Origin of the sequence: Methylobacterium mesophilicum SR1.6/6 (assembly GCF_000364445.2) — a bacterium.
Taxonomy (GTDB): Bacteria; Pseudomonadota; Alphaproteobacteria; order Rhizobiales; family Beijerinckiaceae; genus Methylobacterium; species Methylobacterium mesophilicum_A.
This window is the reverse complement of the sequence record NZ_CP043538.1, coordinates 5,147,185-5,166,711: the sequence shown is the minus strand read 5'-3', so window position 1 is coordinate 5,166,711 and position 19,527 is coordinate 5,147,185. Positions and strand designations below refer to the sequence as shown.

Here is a 19,527-nt window from a genome sequence, read left to right as displayed (position 1 = left end):
TAAGATTAAAGCCGATCCGGATTCGGCACAGGCACCTGCATCGGCGAGTCTGGAGAACGGCGTAAAAAATCCGACTGCGATTGCTCCAGCCCCAAGAGTGTTAAGCCACGAAGCGGTGAGTTTTGTAAGCTCCGATTGCCCCGTCGAGGCCGGCGCTCTGTACGTCGTCGGCGTCGCCCTCGTTGATGCCGCCATGATGGTCAAAGGCGACTGGGAGCGCTGCTTCGAGCTGTCCCGACCGCTGCGGGAGGGCACACGATGAGTGTCGCCCGCATCGAATGGGGCCAGATCCTCGCCCTGGAGGAAGACATCATGCACCCGGATCGTCTGGCCAACGTGCTGACGACCCTGAGCACACACGACGACATCGTGCACCGCGACTGCATCTACGTGATCGGCTGCATGCTCAGCCAGATCGGCAAGCGGCTGGAGGCGAACTTCGAGGCCATCACGCCGATCAAGGATGGGGGCCCGCGATGATGCTCGGCATCGGTGCTCTCGCTGGCCACGTCGTAGGCTTCGCTGGGCTCGGGCGCAGGCTGCTCCTGGCTTGGCTCGCCCACCGCGACCTGCGGCGGGCCACGGCGCTGCTGCGGCGCTCTGACCAGCGGTTTGCGGCCTCCGGGCTGTTCCGCCTACCGGTCACGGCGAGCGGCGTACCTCGTGTGAGTCGGCCGTGAAGGCCCTCGGCCCTAAAGCTAGTTAAATCAGCGGCTTAGACCCTGATTTGCGCCTGGAGGGCCTCACCATCCCGAAGCATCCACGCCCGCCCTCATGGACCTGGGGACGGTATTCGAGGGCGAGCGTGGCGGCCGAGAGGAGGCTCGACGCCGACAGCGGAGCAAGAATTGTGCTCCACGCCCGCCCAGATGGGTTTTGAGGGGACACACATTGGGGCGGGCGTGGAGGTCGGACCGATTTGCCGACGACGACGCCGTATCACAACCCAATGCGGCAAGTCACTAACGTATACGTCAGGTAAGGCAATACATCCACGCCCGCCTTCAGATGGCTGGAGGGGCACATCAGGTAGCGGGCGTGGAGGTCGACCTGAGCCGACGCACACGTAATGCTGTATTCAAAATAGGGTTCAATTCAGCCTTGGTGCATCCACACCCGCCCCCGGCCCGTCAGGTCGGAGAGAAAGGCCGGGGGCAGGCCTGAAAGGTCAGCGGGGCGGCAGCCGACGCCGACCGGACCAACCTAAGTAAAGTACGTAGAGATGTCGCCGCGGCGGATCAGCCGCCGTTTTGAACGCCCCTCACGCATCCGGTGCGGGAGCTTCCACACCGGAACAGAAAGCTTCCACCAGCTACCGCTTTTGCTACCAAATTCGGTAGCACCGGCCAGGATGGGATGTGATGAGAACGAGGAGAGGACCCGAAAATGCCTAGGCGAGGCAGTACGTTATCGGATCAGACGGGAGGTGGCAGGATGGCCGAAATCGCATTTCGAGTGCGGTGCATTCAACCGCTCTGCCACCTCTCCGCGAGGTGCCTCGATGAGACCGGCGGTGCCTGGCATGCGGGGTCGAGCTTCACAAGCGATGTCGCACGCCCCGATGGGTCAGACCACAACGGTGATCGCCTGGGCGGCGCGCGTCAGGCCCGTGTAGAGCCAGCGGGCACGGTGCTCGCGGAACGCGTAGGACTCGTCGAAGAGCGTCACACGGTCCCATTGCGAGCCCTGCGCCTTGTGCACCGTCAGCGCGTAGCCGTAGGTGAACTCGTCGGTCTCCCGGCGCAGGATCAACGGGATCTCCTCGTCCGTGCCGGTGATCATGGCGCGCAGCACCTTGATGTCGGTGGGCTTCCGGCGCAGGGCCGGATCGTCCTCCGGCACCACGTCGAGGCGGATCAGGTCCGGCCGCGGCGGCGCCCGCAGGGCGTGGACCGTCCACGTGGAGCCGTTGAGCAGGCCCTTAACCCGGTCGTTCCGGAGGCAGACCAGCTTCTCGCCCACCGCCGGCATCGGATCGGTGTGGCCGGCGAGTTCCCGCAGCCGGGCGTTGTAGAGGCGACGCGTCTTGTTGAGGCCGACGAGCACTTGGTCGCATTCGAGCACCTCGGCCGGGTCCAGCGCCCGGCGCGAGACCACCCGGCTCTGGCCGTAGACGCCGAGATCCAGCCGGCCGCCCTCGCGGATCGTCATCGCCATGCGGACGATCGGGTCGTCCTTGGCCTGCCGGTGCACCTCGGTGAGCATCACGTCGGGTTCGGCCTCGGTGAAGAAGCCCCCGCCGCGCACCGGCGGCAGCTGCGCCGGGTCGCCCAGGACCAGCACCGGCCGCTCGAACGACAGGAGGTCGTTGCCGAGGTCGGAATCGACCATCGAGCACTCGTCGATGATGATCAGATCCGCCTTGGCGGCCGGGCCGGAGCGGTTCAGCGTGAAGGTCGGGCCGCCCTCGTCGGCCTCCTTGGTGCGGTAGATCAGCGAGTGGATCGTCGCGGCGTCGTGGCAGCCCTTCTGGCGCATCACCGAGGCCGCCTTGCCGGTGAACGCCCCGTACACCACCGTGCCGTCGACGTCCTCGGCGATCCGGCGGGCGAGCGTGGTCTTGCCGGTGCCGGCATAGCCGAACAGCCGGAACACCTGCGACCCGCCCTCCTGCCGCCACGCGGCGATCGCCTTCAGCGCCGCGTCCTGTTGGGGGGCGTAGGCTGCCGGCAGCCCCGCGCTCACGGCCAGCGCACGGTGGGCGGCAACGACGACAGGATCGACGCCACGTTGCCGCCGGTCCTGAGCCCGAAGATCGTGCCCCGGTCGTAGAGCAGGTTGAACTCGACGTAGCGCCCGCGCCGCACCTGCTGCTCGGTGCGGTCGGACTCGGTCCAGGCCGTGCCGAGATTGTCGCGAACGATCTTCGGATAGGCCTCCAGGAATGCCCGGCCCACGTCACGGGTGAAGGCGAGGTCGGCCTGCGGGTCACCGCTCCAGAGGTAATCGTAGAAGATCCCGCCGATCCCGCGGGGCTCGTTCCGGTGCTTGAGATGGAAATACTCGTCGCACCACGCCTTGTAGCGGGCATGGTCGATGCCGTGCTCCGTGCAGGCGCGCTCCAGGCAGGCGTGGAAGTGGCGGCTGTCCGGATCGTCCTGCGTGCGGCGCCGCTCCAGGACCGGCGTGAGATCGGCGCCGCCGCCGAACCACGCCCGGGTCGTCACCACGAACCGCGTGTTCATGTGCACGGTCGGCACGTGCGGATTCCAGGGATGGGCGATCAGCGAGATGCCGGTGGCGAAGAAGCGTGGATCGTCGGCCGCACCGGGCATCTGCGCGCGGAACTCCGGGGCGAACTCGCCGTGCACCGTCGAGATGTGGACGCCAGCCTTCTCGAAGACCCGGCCCTTCAGCATCGCCATGACGCCGCCGCCGCCCGGGCGGCCGGTGTGGTCGGTGCGGTTCCATGGAGTCTTCTCGAAGGTTCCGGCGGCCGCCGGCGCATCCGGGTGGAACGGGCCCTCGGCCTCCGCCTCGATAGCCTCCAGCGCCGCGACGATGCGGTCGCGCAGCGTCTCGAACCACGCCGCAGCCTCGGATTTCAGGGCCGTGACATCGGGCTCTGAGGGGGGCGCAGACAGGGCTGCGCGCGCGTCATCCGGCATCGTCATGGCAGAGGCTTTCCCACCGCGCCGGGCCCACGTCAATTCGGTCTGCCCGGACGCGAGCGCACACCCTGTCGAGCCGCTGTTCAGGCTGCCGTGGGCCGTTCGGCCACCGGCTTGAGCAGGCCGGTGGCGCTCGCCACCAGCGCGCCGGCCGCATCGCGGATCTCGGCCTCGCAGAAGATCACCGAGCGCCCGGCCCGAGTGACGCGGCCCTCCGCCAGCAGGACACCGCGGCCGGGGCTGAGGAACCGGGTCTGCATGTCGAGGGTCACCACGGGCCGGCCGGCGTTGAGGCGGGCGGCCGTGCCCAGGGCAACGTCGAGCAGGGTGCAGATCACCCCGCCATGGGCGATGCCGAGGTTGTTGGCGTGTTCCGGCCGCAGGGCGAGGCGCAGGTGCGTGCGGCCCGCGCGCACGTCGATCGCCTCGATCCCGCAGAAGGTCACGAAGGGAATATGAGCCCCGAAGATGGTGCCCGGCTCGGTCTGATGGTCCACGCCGCTCGTCCCGCTTCACGCCCCGCCGGGACAGTTATGACCCGGCCGGCCGGGTCTTCCCAAGACCCTTTCTCTCTAAGACCCTATTCTTCCCAATACCCGTTCGCGCACCGCCGCGACACGCCTCGCGCAGGTCGGAAGCGGGAACGGCACCTCGCAAGATCGGCGGGCAAGCTCCGGCACGAGACTTTGCGCGTCTTGTCAGATGGGAAACGGATCTTTGCAGACGAAGCGGCCGGCTTGTCGCCCCCGGAAGCCGTACCCGCGAGGCGGCTTCAGACGCGAGCTCGTGCAAGTGCCCGTCGCGGCAACCCGGTTTCTCAGCCAACGATTTCAGCTCCACCGGCCGCTTGAATAATATGCGTGTTCACGACGGCGACATTGTGCAGGGAAATCCTCGACGACGACTTGATTTTGCTGCAAAGACGGTAGAACCGTGTCACCACCGCCGGATAGAGGGAATCATCGATGGACGACAACACTCCTGAACAGCAGCAGACCTTTATCGAGCAGGCGTCGGACATCGTCTCGGCGTATGTCTCAAACAATTCCGTGCCGATCAGCGAGCTGCCCGGCCTGCTCGCCGGCGTCCATGCGGCCCTGGCGAAGCTCTCGGCGCCCGCCGCCACCGTGACCGAGGCCGCCGACAAGCCGACGCCGGCCCAGATCCGCAAGTCGGTGACTCCGGACGCGCTGATCTCCTTCATCGACGGCAAGCCCTACAAGACGCTGAAGCGCCATCTCTCGCGCAACGGCCTGACGATCGAGCAGTATCGCGAGCGCTTCGGATTGCCGCGTGACTATCCGTCGACGGCCGCGAGCTATTCCGCTCAGCGCTCGGAGCTGGCCCGCAGCCTCGGCCTCGGCCAGCAGCGTCGGAAGTCGGCCAGTGCGGCCGCGCCGGCCCCGGAGCCCGTCGAGGAGGTGCCCGCCGAGAAGCCGAAGCGCGCGAGCCGTCCGCGCAAGGCGAAAGAGACCGCCTGATCGGACGCGCCCCGATCCGGCGCGTTGAACCGGGGTTGCGCACAACGGGTGCGCCCACCCCTCAGGCGAAGTCCGCGAGGTCGTCGGCGATGTCCCCGGCGGCGATCTCCGTTTCGGCCCGCTCGCGTTCGGCCGTCGCGGCGTCCTCGCGACGCGCTCGACCGTCGGCCGGCCCGCCCGACATGTCGGGCCGCGCGGCCTCCGACGGCCCGTCGCCGTCGTGCCCGCCTGGGTTCTGATCCGGCGCCCTGCCCACCATGCTGCCCCTCCTGGATGCTGCCTCGCTTCGCTGACTGCGCGGCTGGGCGACCAAAGCGCGACGCGCCGGCCCGTTCCCAGCGGTGGAGGCCGGTCCCAGACACATGCGTGACACACGCTTCCGGCCGGCAAGGCCCCGGCCTTCAGCCTGGGACCGAAGAGTGGGACGACGGGATGGCCGGCCCGGGAACGCCCGACCGCCGGCCCACGGGACGGAACGCACACGATGTCGGACACGGAACCCAGCGCGGCCGCGAGCCGCCGCGACCTGCTCGCGGCCTCGCTCCTCGGAACTCTCCCGCTCCTCTGGGCGGAGGCATCCCGGGCCAGTCCCCTCAACCCGGAGCAGACCATCATCCGCGCCCCCGAGGACCTGCCCTGGGTGGCGTCCAAGGGCTATCCCGAGCGCAGCGTCGACCGCTGCGCGCTCACCGGCGATATCAACGGCACCGGCCTCTACTACACCCTCATCCGCTGGTGGCCGGGCTACATGAGCGCGCCTCACACCTACACCACCGACCGATTCTGCATGGTCCTGACCGGCACGTGGTGGTGCAACAGCGGCGCGGATTTCGACCCTGCGGCCTGCGTTCCGGTGAAGGCCGGCAGCTTCGTGCGCCGAGTCGCCGGGACGCCGCACTATGACGGGGTGGTCCGCGATGGGGCCGAGCCGGCCGTGATCGCGATCTGCGGGATGGCCCCGGTCAACTACCGGCTGGTCGATCCCGCGCAGCCGGGCTGGCGCCGGGTCTGAGCGCGACCGACCGTCGCGAGCCGCGTTGACCGGCCGAGACCGTCATCGGGAGTGAGCGTTGGGCAATCGCTACGGGCTGGAGATCCGCGCCGCCGCGGGACCGGACGCTGCGGGACTCGCGGGCCTTCTGGGCGAGGCGGGCGCCGCGGTCGGCGCGTCGGAGCTCGCGGCCCGGATCGAGGCGCTTCAGCGCCACGGCGGGACCGCCCTCGTCGCCGTCGAATGGGGACCGCCGAGCGGCCTCGTGGCGCTCGCGCCCGTCGTCACCCTCGGCGCGGCGCGGGCTTTCGGACTGATCACGACCCTCGTGGTCGCGGGCGAGTCCCGGCGGCGGGGCATCGGCCGGGTGCTGCTGAAGGCGGCCGGACGGGCGGCGCGGCAGGCCGGCTGCGACCGGCTGCTCCTCAGCGTCGAACCGGATCAGGCGGACCTGCGCGCTTTCTGCGCCGCCGCGGGCTTCCTCGAGGAGGGCCGGATGCAGGCGCGTCCGCTGCTGAAGCGCGGATCCGGCGAGAGCTGAGATCCGCGACATCCGTCCGCGACAACCCGGACGCAGCCGACAGCGCCCGTCCGACGTTGAATGGGTGACGCCGGAGCCCTGCCGATGACACTGCGATCCGAGACACCGCCGCCGCCCGCGAACCTGCAGGTCGATCCACCGCCGGATTCCGAGGCGCCGACTTCGGCCCAGCTCAAGGCCGACATCGACAGCGGCCGCACCGCCGACAAGACCCCGCACTTGGATATCGGGGCCGCGCCGCTCGGCACCTGCGAGGAGGCCGGGGGAACGCCGCCGACCCCGCAGGAGGTTCGGCTCGCGCGTCAGAACGAGCGGGCGCCCTCCGAGAAGGCCGCGGCCGGCTACGTGCACCAGCGGCAGCCCTGGGTGCTGCCGCTCTATGCCGGCTTCATCATCCTGGCGGCCGTCGGCCTCGGCCTCGCGCTGTGGCTGACGCGGTGAGGCTGAGGTTCACGCAGACGGCATCCCCGAAACAGCACAGACCATCGGCGCATCGCCGGTGCCGACGGGCTTACGGCGACAAGCGGAAGGGCCGGTCGCCGACGCCGGCTGCTTGAGCGCGTCCGGCGGTCGAGGCCGCGCCTCGTCCCTGCGAGCGAAGCGAAGCAGTCCAGCCGCGTCTCAACGCCGATGTCGCGCGGTCCCTGGTTGCTTCGCTCCACACGCAAAGCGAGGGCTGGCCCCCGGGTGATGCGCGCCGCCGAACAGTGATGCAGGACGGCACGCCGCCGCGGAGGGCGGTTTAAAGGTCGATTCACGTCGATGCGGTTAGCGTAGGCTTACTGCAGTCCGCGTACCCCGATCCCCCATGCCCCCATCCGTCGATGCTCCGCCGGACCTGTCCGGGCTCCTCGAACTGTCCCGCATCGAGAATCTCGATCTGAAGCCCGTGATCCTCCGGGTGCAGACCGACCTGTTCGTGCGGGCGCCGAACCGGGACCGGACCGCGGTCGAGATCTTCGAGTCCCTCGCCTGCGGGCTGATCCCCACGGTGGACGAGGAGACCGCCCGCGTGGTCGCCGGGAAGCTCGCGGCCTTCCCCGAGACGCCGCCGGCAGTCCTTGAGGCGCTCGCTCTCCGGGGCGGGGCCGCCCGCGACGCAATCGTGGAACGTGCTCCCGCCCTGAGCCAGCGCCTCATCGAAGCCGCGCTGGCCGACGGCTCCGACATCGCCGGCCGCATCGCCGCCCGGGCCGGGCTGAGCCGCGAATCCGTGGACGAACTCTCCCGCGAGGGGCGCCCCGAGATCGATGAGGCCCTGGCCGCCAATCTCGGCATCACCCTGCGGGGCGCGGCGCTCGCCCGCCTGATCGGCCGCGGCCGCGGCGCGGCCGGCCTCGCCCGGCTGCTGCTGGTCCGCCCCGACGTCTCGGCCGCCGACCTCGCGCCCCTCTACCTGCACGCCGATCCGATGCGCCGGACGGTGATCGGCCGGACCGTCGAGGCGACGGCCGCCCTGCGCCCCTGCCCGCCCCCGCCCCGCGGCCTCGGCGAGACCCTCACGGCCCTGTCCGCCGCCCGCGACGTTCCCGCCTTCGTGGCCGCCCTGGCGGACGGGCTCGGCGTGCCGCGCGACTTCCTCACCGTGGTCGCCGACGCGGGGGGCCGCTACGACCTTCTGACCCTCGGCCTGCGCGCGGCCGGCCTGCACGAGGAGGAGGCGGTCTACATCTTCCTCACCCTCAACCAGGGCGTGGCGCGCTCGGCCGAGCGCGTGGCCGACCTCGTCCGCCTGTTCCGCACGGTAAGCCGGCCGGCCGCCCGCGACCTGATCGGCGCGATCCTCGACCGCCCCCTCCCCGAGCGCGGGCGGAGCGAGGCGCATCAGCCGCTGCACGGTCCGGAGGCCAAGCTGCGCCAGGGCGGCGAGCGCATGGCCGCGCAGCGCCCGCCCCTGCCGCTGCGCGCGCGCGTGGCCGTCGGCGGCGAGACGGCCTGAGGGACGGTCAGCGCGGCTCGACGCCGCGCCACGCGGGCTGCCGGTCGGCCTCTTCGAGGGTGTCGGTCGACGGCGGCTCGGCGGCGCGGCGGCTCAGCTCCGCCATCAGGCCTCGGGCCAGCACGGCGCGGACCGCGCGGTCGCGGGTCTCGGGGGGAACCGCATCGAGGGCCGCCGGCAGCGCCGCCTGAAGCGTACCTTGGGCGCCTGGCAGGGATCCGGCGAGCCTGCGGGCCTCGGCGGACGGATCCGCCCCGGTGCGCATCAGCGCGAAGTACGAGAGCACGCCGATCACCAGCGCGGCGCGCAGCAGGACGGTCATCGGACGGTTCCTCCGCTCAGGTCGGGCACGAGCATTCGACGGGTTTCGTGAACCGGGCCTCAACCAGCCGGGGCTTTCGCGCGCCATGGTGAACGAAGCTCGGCCGGACGCTCTGGTTACCTCTCCGAAAGCATCCCGATCATTCGGACAAGTCCCGCAACACTCGTTTAAGCCGGCTCTGCGACCGTCCGGAAGTCGTTCGAAGTCGAACCGGAGGCGCGACGGATGCGGAAACGCATACTCGCGGCGCGTGCCAACCTTGACCATTAAAAAAGTCCTGACTTCCCTGATCGACGATCGTCTCGCGGGGCTGGTCCACGAGTCCGTGGCCGACGATGCCGCCGCCCGCGCGCGCCACCAGCGCTTCCTGGTCTCGCGCCTGGCCACGGGCGCGGTGATGATGGTCGGGCTGCCGCCCTACCTGCTCTGGCGCGGGGTGCCGTCCGGCATCGAGGTTCTGGCGATCGCGAGCCTGCTGCTCCCGGTCCTCGCCGCCGTCCTGCTCGCCCGCACCGGATCCCTCTGGCTCGCCCATGCGGTTTCCTCGGCGGGGCTGACCGGGATCGTCGTAGCGCTGGCGGGCGTCACCGGCGGCGCCGCATCCCCGGCCGCCGTCTGGCTGGTGGCGATCCCCCTGGAGGCGCTGGTCTCCGGCTCGCTGCGCGCCACCATCGCGGCCTCCGTGATGGCGGTCCTCGGCGTGCTGGCCGTGATGGGCCTCGGCGCCTGGGCCGGCGCCCTGCCGGTGATGGACATCTCGGCCGCCTTCGCGCTGCCGGCCTTCGCGATCACCGCCATCGGCCACGTCGCCGCCCAGGCGCTGGAGCACAGGCGCAACGAAGGCGCGTGGCGCGAGCGGCTGCGCGACAACGAGGCCCGCGACCGGCTGCTGCTCTCGGCGATCGACGACCTCGTGACCTGGCACGACCGGAACGGGCGCGTGCTGGAGGCCTCGGTCTCGGCGGTGCGCCTCGTCGGCAGCGACCCGGCGCGGCTGCGCGGCCACGGGCTCCTGGAGCGGGTCCACGTCGCCGACCGGCCGGCCTTCCTCAAGGCGGTGAGCGACGTCGCGGCCAGCGGACGTCCCGCCACCCTGCCCCTGCGCCTGCATGTCGAGCCCGAGGCCGGCCGGGCCGACGGCGCACGCCTGATCCACGCGGAGATGCGCGCCCACCGGATCGACCACGGCCCGCACGACGCCCGGGCGGTCGTGGCGGTGACCCGCGACATGACCGAGCACCACCGCCACGCCGAGGAACTGGAGCGCGCCCGCGCCGAGGCGGAGCGGGCCGACGCCATCAAGGGCCGGTTCCTGGCCAACGTCACCCACGAGCTGCGCACGCCGCTCAACGCGATCATCGGCTTCTCCGAGGTGCTGGCGGGCGAAGGCTCGGTCAGCCTCGGCCCCGACCAGGCGCGGGACTATGCCGGGATCATCGGTGCCTCCGGCCACCACCTGCTCGGCGTCGTCAACACGCTGCTCGACATGAGCCGGATCCAGAGCGGCACCTTCGACTGCGCCCCCGAGGCCTTCGACATGGCGGACCTCGTCCGGTCCTGCTGCGACCTGATGCGCCTGAAGGCGGAGGCCGCCGGCGTCGTCCTCAGCGCCGTTGCGTCGGGCCCGGTCGAGATCACCGCCGATCCGAGTGCCTGCCGGCAGGTGCTGATCAACCTCATCTCGAACGCCGTGAAGTTCACCCCGCGGGGCGGCCGGGTCGACCTGTCCCTGCGCCGCGGCGCCGACAGCCTCGACATCGTCGTCGCCGATACCGGCCTCGGCATCGGCGCGGAGGACCTGCCCAAGCTCGGCACGCCGTTCTTCCAGGCGGGCGGCGGCGGCTACAAGCGCCCGCACGAGGGGACCGGCCTCGGCCTCTCGGTGGTGCAGGGCCTCGTCGGCCTGCACGGCGGCGCCCTGCTGATCGAGAGCGCCCCGCAGGGCGGCACCGTGGTGACCGTCACCCTGCCCCTCGTCTGCCAGCCCCCGGCCGCCACCGTGCCGGGCCCCGCCCCGATCCGCACGGCCGTGCGGGGTGCCGCGGCGCCGCGCCGGGTGGTGCGCCTGCCGCTCGGCCTGTTCGACGCGGAGCCCGGCCTCGCCGCGCCCCCCGCCGGCCCGAGCCTGCGCCGCACCGGCTGAGCCCCAGATCCCCGGAAGGAGATAGGATGTCAGGCTACCGCGAGATCACCGTACCGGGCGAAGCCGCCCGGACGCGCCGCCCGGCGCCCCGCCGGGCCGCCGTCTCGGGCGACTGGCGCGCCGTCCTGATCGGCGCGCTGAAGGCGACGGGCACCACCTGCCGGACCAGCCCGGGCCTGGTGCTCGGCAGCCTCATGGGCCTCGGCGCGGCGGGCTTCATCTGCGTCAACGCCCTCGGCTACCAGGCTGGACGCCACCCGGCGCCGATCCTGCCCAAGCTCGCCCAGAAGGTCCCCGGGGCGCGGGATGCGGCGCCCCCGGTGCGCGAACCTGTCCGGGATGTGACCAGGGAGTCGTCGAAGGAGACGCCCCGGGAGACGGCACGCCCGGAGCCCGAACGGACGGCGGCGGCCAAGCCGGTGCCCCGGGACGCGATCGGCGATCTGATCCGCTCCGAGGAGACCACCGCGTCGGTGACCCCGAAGGCCTCCCCGGCCCGGGCGGCCAAGCCAGCCGCGAAGGAGGTCGCCCCGGCCAAGGCCGAGACGAACGGGGATGCGGTCCTGCGGGCGCAGAAGGCCCTGGCGAAGCTCGGCTATGCGATCAAGCCCGACGGCGCGATGGGCCCGGGCACCCGCGCGGCGATCGAGAAGTTCGAGCGCAGCGCCAAGATGCCGGTCACCGGAGAGGCCACGGGCCGGACCCTGCGCGCTCTGGCGGCCAAGGCCGGTCAGGGCTAGGCGGGATTCGCAGAGGTGGCCGGCGGTCTGGCGACGGAAAGCTGCGGCCGACTGAGGGCTTGAGCGAACGAAGCGTTGGTCTGCCCAAGGCCCGCGACAGCGCCGCCACCTTCACGGGACGAGACGTGCGTACCGTTCGCTGGAGTGAGCCTCCCGCGCCCGCTCAGTCATTCCGGGGCGCCGCAGGCGAGTCCGGAATCCAGAACCGCTGTCGGTGCAAGGCTTGGCGCATCGGCGGCTCTGGATCCCGGGCTCCGCTGCCCGGCCCCGGGATGACGGTGTGCGGGTTGAAGAACCAGCGCATCGTCGGCTCAGAGGCAAGACAGACCAACCTGAGCACTCGGATGTCGTGCACCATGTGGCCTGCCAACGCACGTCGGCTCAGTATTGCGTGCCGGTGAAGCGGCAGATTGTCTTGCAGCGCGGGCCGCCATTGGCCTGAAAGGATTTGGCGTGGCCGATCGAGCCGGTCATGTCCTGCGTGGGATTACCGCCCGGCCGATGCACCACGATGTTGCACGGATCGCGCGGCGTCTGCTGGTAGCGCGGACAGTAGGCGGAGTCGCGGTGGCCCAGCAAATCCATGAGTGTTTCCGAACGGGCGTGGGCCGCCGGCGCAACACCGCACAGGCCGGCGACGATCAGCGTGGCAAGCGAGATCATTCTCCGCATCGGAATGCTCCATAAATCATCGTGACATGCGAATTCAGGCGCCCTTTGCTCAGTTAATCATCAAATAATACTGTAGATGTGCGTCACCACACATCGATCAGATCTTTTTTAATCCCGAAAAATACTGGATATTTTGAAGGAATATTCTGTGCGCCGAACCGTTGCGGCGCCCGGTCACGCGGCGGCTGTTGCTCGAGCCAGCGCTTTCGCGCATGGCGGAGGGTGCGCCGTTCAGGATCCGCCGACCGCCGCATCGGACGGCGCGGACGGCGCCGAAGAGAGGCTCACAGGGCTACAGACGCATGCGCCTGCGCTCCGATTTCTGGGTTTCGGCCCATCTCCGGCGCCTCGATGTCGCTGGCATCCCGGCCGTGCTGCGCCGGCGCGGCGCCGCGGAGGCGGGCGCGATCTTCGTGAAGGTCGATCGCCTCGACGGCAGCGCCGACCTCTACGGGCCGGCGCCGCAGGCCCTGTTCGAGGCCGAGGAGAGCGGCGACCGCCGCTTCGCGGCGATCCTCATCGGCGGCAGCCCCCTCGACGTGGAGGAGCGCCTGACCAAGGAGATCCGGTTCGATTCCGATCTCTGGATCGTCGAGATCGACGACCGCCAGGGGCGACATTGTTTGGATCTGGCGGAGTGATCGAGCGTCGCGCCCCGTCGGGAAATGAATTGGACGCCCCTTCAGGGAACGGCCGACCAATTCAACCCCCTCATCCTGAGGTGTCCGCGCAGCGGGCCTCGAAGGAGGGCTCCAGCCAGCCGCGCGATCCCTGGAGGGCTCCTTCGAGGCCTCCGCTGACGCTCCGGCACCTCAGGATGAAGGAGATGGGTGGGAACGGCGGGTAACCCAACGCGGTCGGGAGCGGCTCCGGCGCCCGCCGACCGTCCTTGCGAACGCAGCGAAGCAATTCAGCCGCGTCCGCAGATGTCGCGCCGCCCTGGCTCACCGCGCTCGTGCTGACGACGCAGATGAAGGCGACGGAGCCCGTCAGCCCTCGATGATGCGCTCGTCGAGCTTCCGGTCGACGGTCTCGACCGTGCGGTCGATCTCGGCGTTCGGCTCGCCGAGCTGGTGGGAGATCAGCTTCACCAGCAGGTCCACGCGCTCGATGTAGGGGGCGCCGTTCGCCACGGCGCGCGCCGCCGAGGACGGCTTGAGCAGGCTCTCGGCGGCCTTGGCGTATTTCTCGAACGGCACCTGGTCGGCGGGATCGGCGCCGAGCTTCCGGGCGATCCCGTCGACGTGGTCGTAGATCGCCCGCGAGCGCGTCAGGTCGCCGTGCACGGCGTCGTGGATCGATTGGGGCTCGCCCGGGGTGATGCAGCGGTAGTTGCCGGTCAGCAGCATCGACCACTTGGCCAGCGGCACGAACAGCGAGTCGAACACCTTCAGCTTCACCGGCACGTCGTGCCCGTCGAGGCGCACGGCGTCGATGTCGGCCTCCAGCTCCCGGAGCAGCCGGTTATGGGCCTCGTCCGCGAAGGTCGCGGCCTTGAAGTTCGTCGGCAGGCCGACATGGAGGACGTTCGCCTCCTCCTCCGGCGGCCGGAACGCCTGCGGGTCGGGGGAGCAGAGCGACACCAGCCCCGGCTCGAACCGGTCCCAGACGCCGGCATTGGTGTAGGCGTCCTCGAGGTCCATGGCGGCCAGCGCCGGGATCCGCTTGAGGTAGGGCAGCGGCGGCATGTTCATGATCGACAGGCAGGGCAGCTTGGCCGCCGCGATCTTGATCATCAGGACGCGGATCGTGTGGTTGTTGTACTGCGGCTCCTGCATGGCGAGGCCGACGAGGTCGTAGCGCGACACGTCGACGTCCTCCGGCGGCATGGCGTCCACCTTGCCGGGCAGATCGCGCGAGTGGATCGCCCGGTGCTCCTTCTCGTCGCGGAGCTTGATGCGGACCTCGGTGCCCTCGCGGTTGATCAGGTCGGCGGTCTTCCGGCGGCAGACCAGGGTCACGTTGTGACCGGCCATCAGGAGCTTGGTGCCCAGGAGCGAGCCGTAGGAGGCTCCCAGGATCAGGATATTCTTGGCCACGTCGGTCCTCCCCAGCATTGAAGACTGCTGTTGTGTTGTCTGGCTGCTGGGTACAGCGCGTCTACGCGAGGCCCCAATCGCACTGCCGATGGATGGCAGCCGGGCGGGCGGAACGCAAGCCTTCTGGTATACCTAATCCCAAATGGGTTGTGAGGCCCCGCCAGTGACAGGCGGGGCGTTTCCTAACCCCACAGTTCCGGCGCGGGCGGGTACATCAGGCTCCCCTCGTAGCGGAGCGGCGGATCGCGGTCGCGGGCGAGCAGCAGCGGCCCGTCGAGATCGACGAACTCCGCGTCGTTCGCCAGCAACGCCGCCGGCGCCATGCCGAGCGAGGTGCCGAGCATGCAGCCGACCATGATCGACAGCCCCCGCGCCCGCGCCTCGCGGGCGAGGAGCACCGCCTCGGTCAGGCCACCGGTCTTGTCGAGCTTGATGTTGATCGCGTCGTAGCGCCCGGCGAGCGCGTCGAGGCCGGCGCGGTCGTGCAGGCTCTCATCGGCGCAGACCGGCACGGGGTGGGAGATCTCGGCCAACAGGGCGTCGGCATCGGCCGGCAGGGGCTGCTCGATCAGCGCGACGCCGGCCTTCAGGCAGGCTTCGAGATTGGCCTCCACGTTCTCCGGACGCCACGCCTCGTTGGCGTCGACGATCAGCCGGGACTCGGGCGCGCCGGCTCGCACGGCGGCGATCCGCTCCGGATCCCCGTCCCCGCCGAGCTTGACCTTGAGCAGCGGCCGGTGGGCGGCCTTGCGGGCGGCCTCCGCCATGCTCTCCGGCGTGCCGAGGCTCAGCGTGTAGGCGGTGATCGCCGGACGCGGCGCCGGCAGGCCGGCGATCTCCCAGGCGGGGCGGCTTTGAAGCTTCGCCTCGAGGTCGAACAGCGCGCAGTCCAGGGCGTTGCGCGCCGCCCCGGCCTTCATGCCGGTCATCAGCGCGTCGCGCCCGATCCCGGCCGCGACCGCCTCCGCCTGCCCCTCGATCAGGGCGCTGACGCTCTCGACGCTCTCGCCGTAGCGCGGATAGGGCACGCACTCGCCGCGCCCGACCGTGTCGCCGTCCGCGATCGTCGCCACCACGACGGCGATCTCGGTCCGGCTGCCGCGGGAGATCGTGAAGGCGCCCGCGATCGGGAAGCGCTCGACGGCGAGGGTCAGGCGACGGGCCATGTCAGGCCTCCGGGAAGTCGGCGACGATCCGGTCGACCAGCCCGTCGACGCCGAAGCGCACCGGGTCGGTGGCGGGCAGGCCGTGCTCGGCCGCCAGCGTATCGAGGAGCGCCCGGGCTTCGCCCTCGGCGAGCGCCTGGGTGTTCACCGCGATGCCCACCGGCTTGATCCCCGGATTGGTCAGGCTGCCGAGCTGCACGGTGAGGTCGATGACCTGCTGGATGGTCGGCAGCGGGTGCTTCACGCCGCGCATGGTGGTGCGGGTCGGCTCGTGGCAGACCACGAAGGCGTCGGCCTGGGCGCCGTGCAGCAGGCCGAGGCTCACGCCCGCGAAGGACGGGTGGTAGAGCGAGCCCTGGCCCTCGATCAGGTCCCAGTGGTTCGGGGCGGCCTCGGGCGAGATCGTCTCGACGGCGCCGGAGATGAAGTCGGCCACCACGGCGTCGATGGCGACGCCCCGGCCGGAGATGAACACGCCGGTCTGACCGGTGGCGCAGAAATCGGCGTCGAGGCCGCGCTCGCGCATGCCGCGCTCCAGGGCCAGCACGGTGTACTTCTTGCCCACCGAGCAGTCGGTGCCGACGGTGAGCAGGCGCCGCCCCGCCCGCTTGGTGCCCTTGCCGGTGGGAAAGCGCTCGTCGGTGTGGCGGACGTCGTGGAGCTGGCGGCCGCGCCGTTCGGCGGCCTCCGCGATGGCGGGGACCGCGCCGAGCTTCACGTGCAGGCCGCTCGCCACGTCGAGCCCCGCCTCGATCGCCGCGACGATCTCCGTGATCCAATGGTCCGGCAGGACGCCGCCGGCATTGACGACGCCGATCACAAGGGTCCGGCAGCCCTTCGCCAGGGCCTCGGGCAGGGTCATGTCGGGGATGCCGAGATCGGCCGCGCAGCCCGGCAGGCGCATCTGGCCGACGCACCATTCGGGGCGCCAGTCCTTGATCCCGTAGGCGGTCTTGGCCGCCAGCGTGTCGGGCACGTCGCCCAGGAACATCAGGTAGGGCGTGGCGATCTGCATCGGTCGAGCAACCTTCTCCGGGAGGCCGGCGGACCGTCTATGCGGGATCGCGGGCGGCGGACGCAATGCACGACGGCAGCCAGGAGGGCGGATGCCGGTCGCTGCGCCCAGCCGGCGGACTTCCAGCCCTCCCCCCTCATCCTGAGGTGGCGGTGGGGAAAACCGCTCTCACCCCTGCGGCGCGTGCCGTCCCCGCTCAGGCGGCGCGTCGTCGCGCGACCTGCGCCTCGTTGGCCACCGCCTCGATCGGCGACAGCACGCCGGTCGCCCGGACCAGCCCGTCGGCGCCCGCGAGCGCGCCCGCCCGCAGCTCCAGACCGAGGAAGCGCGCGCGCTCGAACGGCCCCGGCAGGGTCAGACCCTCGGCGAGCGCCCGGTCGAAGCCGAAGCGGGCGTAGTAGGGCGCGTCGCCGACCAGCAGCACGGCGCCGTGGCCGAGCGATTCGGCCCGGCCGAGGGCCGCCTGCATCATCACCGAGCCAAGCCCCTGCCGCTGGATCGCCGGGTCGACCGCGAGCGGGCCGAGCAGCAGCGCCGGGCGGGCGTCGCCGGTCTCGACATGCCACAGCCGCAGGGTGCCGACGAGACGCCCGGCCCGGGTCGCCGCGAAGGCGAGGCCGCGGGCCGGCAGACGGCCCTCGCGCAGGCGCTCCGAGGTCTTGGCGCGCCGGTTGCCGGGGAAGCACGCGTCGAGCAGGCGCTCGCGCGCCGGGACGTCGTGCAGGTGCTCCGCGCGGATCTCGATCATGGCTGTGCCCTCCCCGGGCCGGCAAGCGGGAGAAGCGATGTCTCGTGACCGAGAGCCGGGGGCCCTCGGTCGACGCGGTGGTGGAAGTCAGCGTCCGGCTGGGTCGCCCTCCCCGTCATCACGAGGGAAGCGAAGCGACCCAGGGCGGCGCGACCTCAATCGGCGTGGTGCCACTGGATTGCTTCGCTCCGCTCGCAAAGACGGAGGAGGCTCCGTCCCTCAACCGGAACCCGTCTTGATCCTAGAAGGAATCAGATGACGATCTGCTGAAGAGGCGGGAAGCCGTTGAAGGCCACCGCCGCGTAGGTGGTGGTGTAGGCGCCCGCGCCCTCGATCAGCACCTTGTCGCCGATCGAGAGCGAGACCGGCAGCGGGTAGAGCTGCCGCTCGTAGAGCACGTCCACCGAGTCGCAGGTCGGGCCGGCGATGACGCAGGGCTCGGTCGCCTCCCCGTCCCGCGCGGTGCGGATCGGGTAGCGGATCGCCTCGTCCATGGTCTCGGCCAGGCCGCCGAACTTGCCGATGTCGAGGTAGACCCAGCGGACCTCGTCGGCATCCGCGGACTTCTTCGACACCAGCACGACCTCGGCCTCGATCAGGCCGGCATTGCCGACCATGCCGCGGCCCGGCTCGATGATCGTCTCGGGGATCTGGTTGCCGAAATGCTTGGTCAGGCCCCGGAAGATCGCCTCGCCGTAGCTCTCCACGCCCGGCACCGCCTTGAGGTACTTGGTCGGGAAGCCGCCGCCGAGATTAACCATCGACAGGCCGATGCCGCGCTCCGCGCACTCGCGGAAGATCGCCGCCGCGGAGCCGAGCGCCCCGTCCCAGGCCTCGGTGTTGCCCTGCTGCGAGCCGACATGGAACGAGATGCCGTAGGCCTCCAGCCCCTGGCGGTGGGCGTGCTCCAGCACGTCCGCGGCCATCTCGGGCACGCAGCCGAACTTGCGGGAGAGCGGCCAGTCGGCGCCCGCGCCGTCGCACAGGATGCGGCAGAACACCCGGATCTCGCCGGCCGGCACGTCCACGGCCTCGGCGGCGCGGGCGATCTTCTCGACCTCGGCCTGGCAGTCGACCGCAAACAGGCGGATGCCGAGCTTCAGGGCGCGGCCGATGCAGCGCTCCTTCTTGATGGTGTTGCCGAAGGAGATCCGGTCGGCGGTGGCGCCGGCGGCCAGCGCCATCTCCATCTCGGCCACCGAGGCGGTGTCGAAGCAGGAGCCCATCTCGGCGAGCAGGCGCAGGATCTCGGGGGCCGGGTTCGCCTTCACGGCGTAGAACACCCTTGTGTCCGGCAGGGACCGCGCGAAGGCGGTGTAGTTGTCGCGCACGACGTCGAGGTCGAGGACCATCACGGGGCCCTCGTCCTGGCCGAGGTCGCGGCGCACGCGCAGGAAGTCACGGATGCGGTCGGTCATGGTCGTCTCCCGGCACGGGTTCGCGTGCGCCCTGCGTGGGGCGCGCTGTCGAAGATGACGACCCAACGGGCCGTCGGCGTCAGGGGGCGATGCGTCGCGTGGACCCACGCGCTTTGGAGACGCGTGAAGCCAAGCGGGCGCAGAGCACCCGGAAGCTGCCGTGGATTGGAAGGGAGGACCCCCACCGCACGCCGGGCAAAGAGAAACAAGCCTCTTCGGTGCCGGCCTGTGGAGGGCCGACGAGACCAAAAAAGCCCGTTCGTCGTTGCTTTAAGCTGCGTCCCCCGTGGAGAGCGGGGTTCGCCGGTTTCGCCTCCGGCTGCCGGTTGTTGTCGGGGTCCGGTGTCACCACCTGGATGCCGGCCGTAGGGATCCACCCTTGCGACCATCGATCCTTTAAGACCCCTGGCGGCTGTCCGGCAGTTGACCGGATGCCCACCAACCGACACGCGGCCACAGGCACGTGCGAAATTGGGCACGCGGCATATACGGAGGCGAGCCCCGCGCGGCAAGGGGAAGACCCGCCGGAACGCCCGCTTTTTCGCCCGAAATCCACACCGTATTGGGCCCGTTGCAAAAACGACGCAGCCGGGCCGCGCCCGGGCCCCTGCGTGGGCTTCCCAAGCGCGACGGAAGCGGGCATCTGACCGGAGGGGCGGAGTACGCAGGCGAGCGAGCGATGGGCGGGCCGATCAGATCCA

General features: G+C 70.8%; 21 protein-coding genes. 10 read left to right on the top strand and 11 right to left on the bottom strand.

Annotated elements, in window-relative coordinates:
- The first annotated feature begins 258 nt into the window (after window positions 1–258).
- The gene (locus tag MMSR116_RS24430) at window positions 259–480 is read left to right on the top strand and encodes a hypothetical protein (protein WP_010681875.1); all 222 of its coding nucleotides are present in this window, start codon (window positions 259–261) and stop codon (window positions 478–480) included.
- A complete protein-coding gene (locus MMSR116_RS24425) occupies window positions 477–680 on the top strand; it encodes a hypothetical protein (RefSeq protein WP_010681876.1) in 204 nt (67 codons plus the stop codon). The genes MMSR116_RS24430 and MMSR116_RS24425 overlap by 4 nt, the downstream gene beginning before the upstream one ends.
- An 886-nt stretch (window positions 681–1,566) precedes the next feature.
- Here the strand turns inward: MMSR116_RS24425 and MMSR116_RS24420 are convergent.
- The 3 genes from MMSR116_RS24420 to MMSR116_RS24410 form a co-directional block, all read right to left on the bottom strand.
- Window positions 1,567–2,685, bottom strand: coding sequence for an ATP-dependent DNA helicase (locus tag MMSR116_RS24420; protein WP_039892113.1), 1,119 nt, complete (start codon window positions 2,683–2,685; stop codon window positions 1,567–1,569).
- Window positions 2,682–3,614, bottom strand: a complete 933-nt coding sequence (gene hemF / locus MMSR116_RS24415; RefSeq protein ID WP_010681878.1) for an oxygen-dependent coproporphyrinogen oxidase — start codon at window positions 3,612–3,614, stop codon at window positions 2,682–2,684. Before hemF ends, MMSR116_RS24420 begins: the two co-directional genes overlap by 4 nt.
- Before the next feature lie 80 nt (window positions 3,615–3,694).
- Entirely contained in the window at window positions 3,695–4,108 is a 414-nt protein-coding gene (locus MMSR116_RS24410; protein ID WP_010681879.1) for a PaaI family thioesterase, read from the bottom strand.
- A gap of 468 nt (window positions 4,109–4,576) precedes the next feature.
- Between MMSR116_RS24410 and MMSR116_RS24405 the strand changes: the two genes are divergently transcribed.
- Window positions 4,577–5,092: a MucR family transcriptional regulator gene (locus tag MMSR116_RS24405; protein WP_010681880.1), complete on the top strand. Its 516-nt coding sequence runs from the start codon at window positions 4,577–4,579 to the stop codon at window positions 5,090–5,092.
- 61 nt (window positions 5,093–5,153) lie between these two features.
- On the opposite strand, the gene MMSR116_RS24400 is transcribed toward MMSR116_RS24405, so the two are convergent.
- The gene (locus MMSR116_RS24400; RefSeq protein ID WP_010681881.1) at window positions 5,154–5,351 is read right to left on the bottom strand and encodes a hypothetical protein; all 198 of its coding nucleotides are present in this window, start codon (window positions 5,349–5,351) and stop codon (window positions 5,154–5,156) included.
- A 225-nt stretch (window positions 5,352–5,576) separates the two neighbouring features.
- On the opposite strand from MMSR116_RS24400, the gene MMSR116_RS24395 reads away from it, so the two are divergent.
- The 4 genes from MMSR116_RS24395 to MMSR116_RS24380 all read left to right on the top strand — a co-directional run bounded on the left by MMSR116_RS24395 (window position 5,577) and on the right by MMSR116_RS24380 (window position 8,563).
- On the top strand, window positions 5,577–6,104 hold the full coding sequence (locus MMSR116_RS24395; protein ID WP_010681882.1) for a hypothetical protein: 528 nt from the start codon (window positions 5,577–5,579) through the stop codon (window positions 6,102–6,104).
- A 58-nt stretch (window positions 6,105–6,162) separates the two neighbouring features.
- On the top strand, window positions 6,163–6,624 hold the full coding sequence (locus MMSR116_RS24390) for a GNAT family N-acetyltransferase (protein WP_010681883.1): 462 nt from the start codon (window positions 6,163–6,165) through the stop codon (window positions 6,622–6,624).
- An 84-nt stretch (window positions 6,625–6,708) separates the two neighbouring features.
- On the top strand, window positions 6,709–7,065 hold the full coding sequence (locus MMSR116_RS24385) for a hypothetical protein (RefSeq protein ID WP_010681884.1): 357 nt from the start codon (window positions 6,709–6,711) through the stop codon (window positions 7,063–7,065).
- Between the two features lie 367 nt (window positions 7,066–7,432).
- A complete protein-coding gene (locus MMSR116_RS24380; protein WP_010681885.1) occupies window positions 7,433–8,563 on the top strand; it encodes a DUF2336 domain-containing protein in 1,131 nt (376 codons plus the stop codon).
- A 7-nt stretch (window positions 8,564–8,570) separates the two neighbouring features.
- Here MMSR116_RS24380 and MMSR116_RS24375 read toward each other — a convergent pair whose 3' ends face one another.
- Window positions 8,571–8,885: a hypothetical protein gene (locus MMSR116_RS24375; RefSeq protein WP_010681886.1), complete on the bottom strand. Its 315-nt coding sequence runs from the start codon at window positions 8,883–8,885 to the stop codon at window positions 8,571–8,573.
- Between the two features lie 250 nt (window positions 8,886–9,135).
- On the opposite strand from MMSR116_RS24375, the gene MMSR116_RS24370 reads away from it, so the two are divergent.
- Together MMSR116_RS24370 and MMSR116_RS24365 are read left to right on the top strand one after the other, a co-directional pair.
- Window positions 9,136–11,028, top strand: a complete 1,893-nt coding sequence (locus MMSR116_RS24370; protein ID WP_010681887.1) for an ATP-binding protein — start codon at window positions 9,136–9,138, stop codon at window positions 11,026–11,028.
- Window positions 11,029–11,054: 26 nt separating this feature from the next.
- On the top strand, window positions 11,055–11,768 hold the full coding sequence (locus MMSR116_RS24365; protein WP_010681888.1) for a peptidoglycan-binding domain-containing protein: 714 nt from the start codon (window positions 11,055–11,057) through the stop codon (window positions 11,766–11,768).
- Between the two features lie 381 nt (window positions 11,769–12,149).
- On the opposite strand, the gene MMSR116_RS24360 is transcribed toward MMSR116_RS24365, so the two are convergent.
- Window positions 12,150–12,440 carry a hypothetical protein gene (locus MMSR116_RS24360; RefSeq protein ID WP_010681889.1) on the bottom strand — a complete coding sequence of 97 codons (291 nt, stop codon included), beginning with the start codon at window positions 12,438–12,440 and terminating at the stop codon, window positions 12,150–12,152.
- Window positions 12,441–12,742: 302 nt separating this feature from the next.
- On the opposite strand from MMSR116_RS24360, the gene MMSR116_RS24355 reads away from it, so the two are divergent.
- On the top strand, window positions 12,743–13,081 hold the full coding sequence (locus tag MMSR116_RS24355) for a DUF1491 family protein (RefSeq protein ID WP_010681890.1): 339 nt from the start codon (window positions 12,743–12,745) through the stop codon (window positions 13,079–13,081).
- A gap of 348 nt (window positions 13,082–13,429) precedes the next feature.
- Here the strand turns inward: MMSR116_RS24355 and MMSR116_RS24350 are convergent, their stop codons facing one another.
- The 5 genes from MMSR116_RS24350 to MMSR116_RS24330 form a co-directional block, all read right to left on the bottom strand.
- Entirely contained in the window at window positions 13,430–14,479 is a 1,050-nt protein-coding gene (locus MMSR116_RS24350; RefSeq protein WP_010681891.1) for a ketopantoate reductase family protein, read from the bottom strand.
- 182 nt (window positions 14,480–14,661) lie between these two features.
- Window positions 14,662–15,645 carry an N-acetyl-D-Glu racemase DgcA gene (dgcA, locus tag MMSR116_RS24345; protein ID WP_010681892.1) on the bottom strand — a complete coding sequence of 328 codons (984 nt, stop codon included), beginning with the start codon at window positions 15,643–15,645 and terminating at the stop codon, window positions 14,662–14,664.
- Between the two features lies 1 nt (window position 15,646).
- Complete coding sequence (gene dgcN, locus MMSR116_RS24340) at window positions 15,647–16,660, bottom strand: N-acetyltransferase DgcN (RefSeq protein ID WP_010681893.1); 1,014 nt, start codon at window positions 16,658–16,660, stop codon at window positions 15,647–15,649.
- A 196-nt stretch (window positions 16,661–16,856) separates the two neighbouring features.
- Window positions 16,857–17,408, bottom strand: a complete 552-nt coding sequence (locus tag MMSR116_RS24335) for a GNAT family N-acetyltransferase (protein WP_010681894.1) — start codon at window positions 17,406–17,408, stop codon at window positions 16,857–16,859.
- Between the two features lie 251 nt (window positions 17,409–17,659).
- Window positions 17,660–18,826 carry a type III PLP-dependent enzyme gene (locus tag MMSR116_RS24330; RefSeq protein ID WP_010681895.1) on the bottom strand — a complete coding sequence of 389 codons (1,167 nt, stop codon included), beginning with the start codon at window positions 18,824–18,826 and terminating at the stop codon, window positions 17,660–17,662.
- Between the last annotated feature and the right edge of the window lie 701 nt (window positions 18,827–19,527).

What these genes read in the sequence shown, in the direction of transcription:
- MMSR116_RS24360 (WP_010681889.1), bottom strand. Translation starts at nt 12,440, where the DNA reads ATGCGGAGAATGATCTCGCTTGCCACGCTGATCGTCGCCGGCCTGTGC.
- dgcN (WP_010681893.1), bottom strand. Translation starts at nt 16,660, where the DNA reads ATGCAGATCGCCACGCCCTACCTGATGTTCCTGGGCGACGTGCCCGAC.
- MMSR116_RS24430 (WP_010681875.1), top strand. Translation starts at nt 259, where the DNA reads ATGAGTGTCGCCCGCATCGAATGGGGCCAGATCCTCGCCCTGGAGGAA.
- MMSR116_RS24330 (WP_010681895.1), bottom strand. Translation starts at nt 18,826, where the DNA reads ATGACCGACCGCATCCGTGACTTCCTGCGCGTGCGCCGCGACCTCGGC.
- MMSR116_RS24335 (WP_010681894.1), bottom strand. Translation starts at nt 17,408, where the DNA reads ATGATCGAGATCCGCGCGGAGCACCTGCACGACGTCCCGGCGCGCGAG.
- MMSR116_RS24365 (WP_010681888.1), top strand. Translation starts at nt 11,055, where the DNA reads ATGTCAGGCTACCGCGAGATCACCGTACCGGGCGAAGCCGCCCGGACG.
- MMSR116_RS24385 (WP_010681884.1), top strand. Translation starts at nt 6,709, where the DNA reads ATGACACTGCGATCCGAGACACCGCCGCCGCCCGCGAACCTGCAGGTC.
- MMSR116_RS24395 (WP_010681882.1), top strand. Translation starts at nt 5,577, where the DNA reads ATGTCGGACACGGAACCCAGCGCGGCCGCGAGCCGCCGCGACCTGCTC.
- hemF (WP_010681878.1), bottom strand. Translation starts at nt 3,614, where the DNA reads ATGACGATGCCGGATGACGCGCGCGCAGCCCTGTCTGCGCCCCCCTCA.
- dgcA (WP_010681892.1), bottom strand. Translation starts at nt 15,645, where the DNA reads ATGGCCCGTCGCCTGACCCTCGCCGTCGAGCGCTTCCCGATCGCGGGC.
- MMSR116_RS24400 (WP_010681881.1), bottom strand. Translation starts at nt 5,351, where the DNA reads ATGGTGGGCAGGGCGCCGGATCAGAACCCAGGCGGGCACGACGGCGAC.
- MMSR116_RS24355 (WP_010681890.1), top strand. Translation starts at nt 12,743, where the DNA reads ATGCGCCTGCGCTCCGATTTCTGGGTTTCGGCCCATCTCCGGCGCCTC.
- MMSR116_RS24375 (WP_010681886.1), bottom strand. Translation starts at nt 8,885, where the DNA reads ATGACCGTCCTGCTGCGCGCCGCGCTGGTGATCGGCGTGCTCTCGTAC.
- MMSR116_RS24380 (WP_010681885.1), top strand. Translation starts at nt 7,433, where the DNA reads ATGCCCCCATCCGTCGATGCTCCGCCGGACCTGTCCGGGCTCCTCGAA.
- MMSR116_RS24405 (WP_010681880.1), top strand. Translation starts at nt 4,577, where the DNA reads ATGGACGACAACACTCCTGAACAGCAGCAGACCTTTATCGAGCAGGCG.
- MMSR116_RS24425 (WP_010681876.1), top strand. Translation starts at nt 477, where the DNA reads ATGATGCTCGGCATCGGTGCTCTCGCTGGCCACGTCGTAGGCTTCGCT.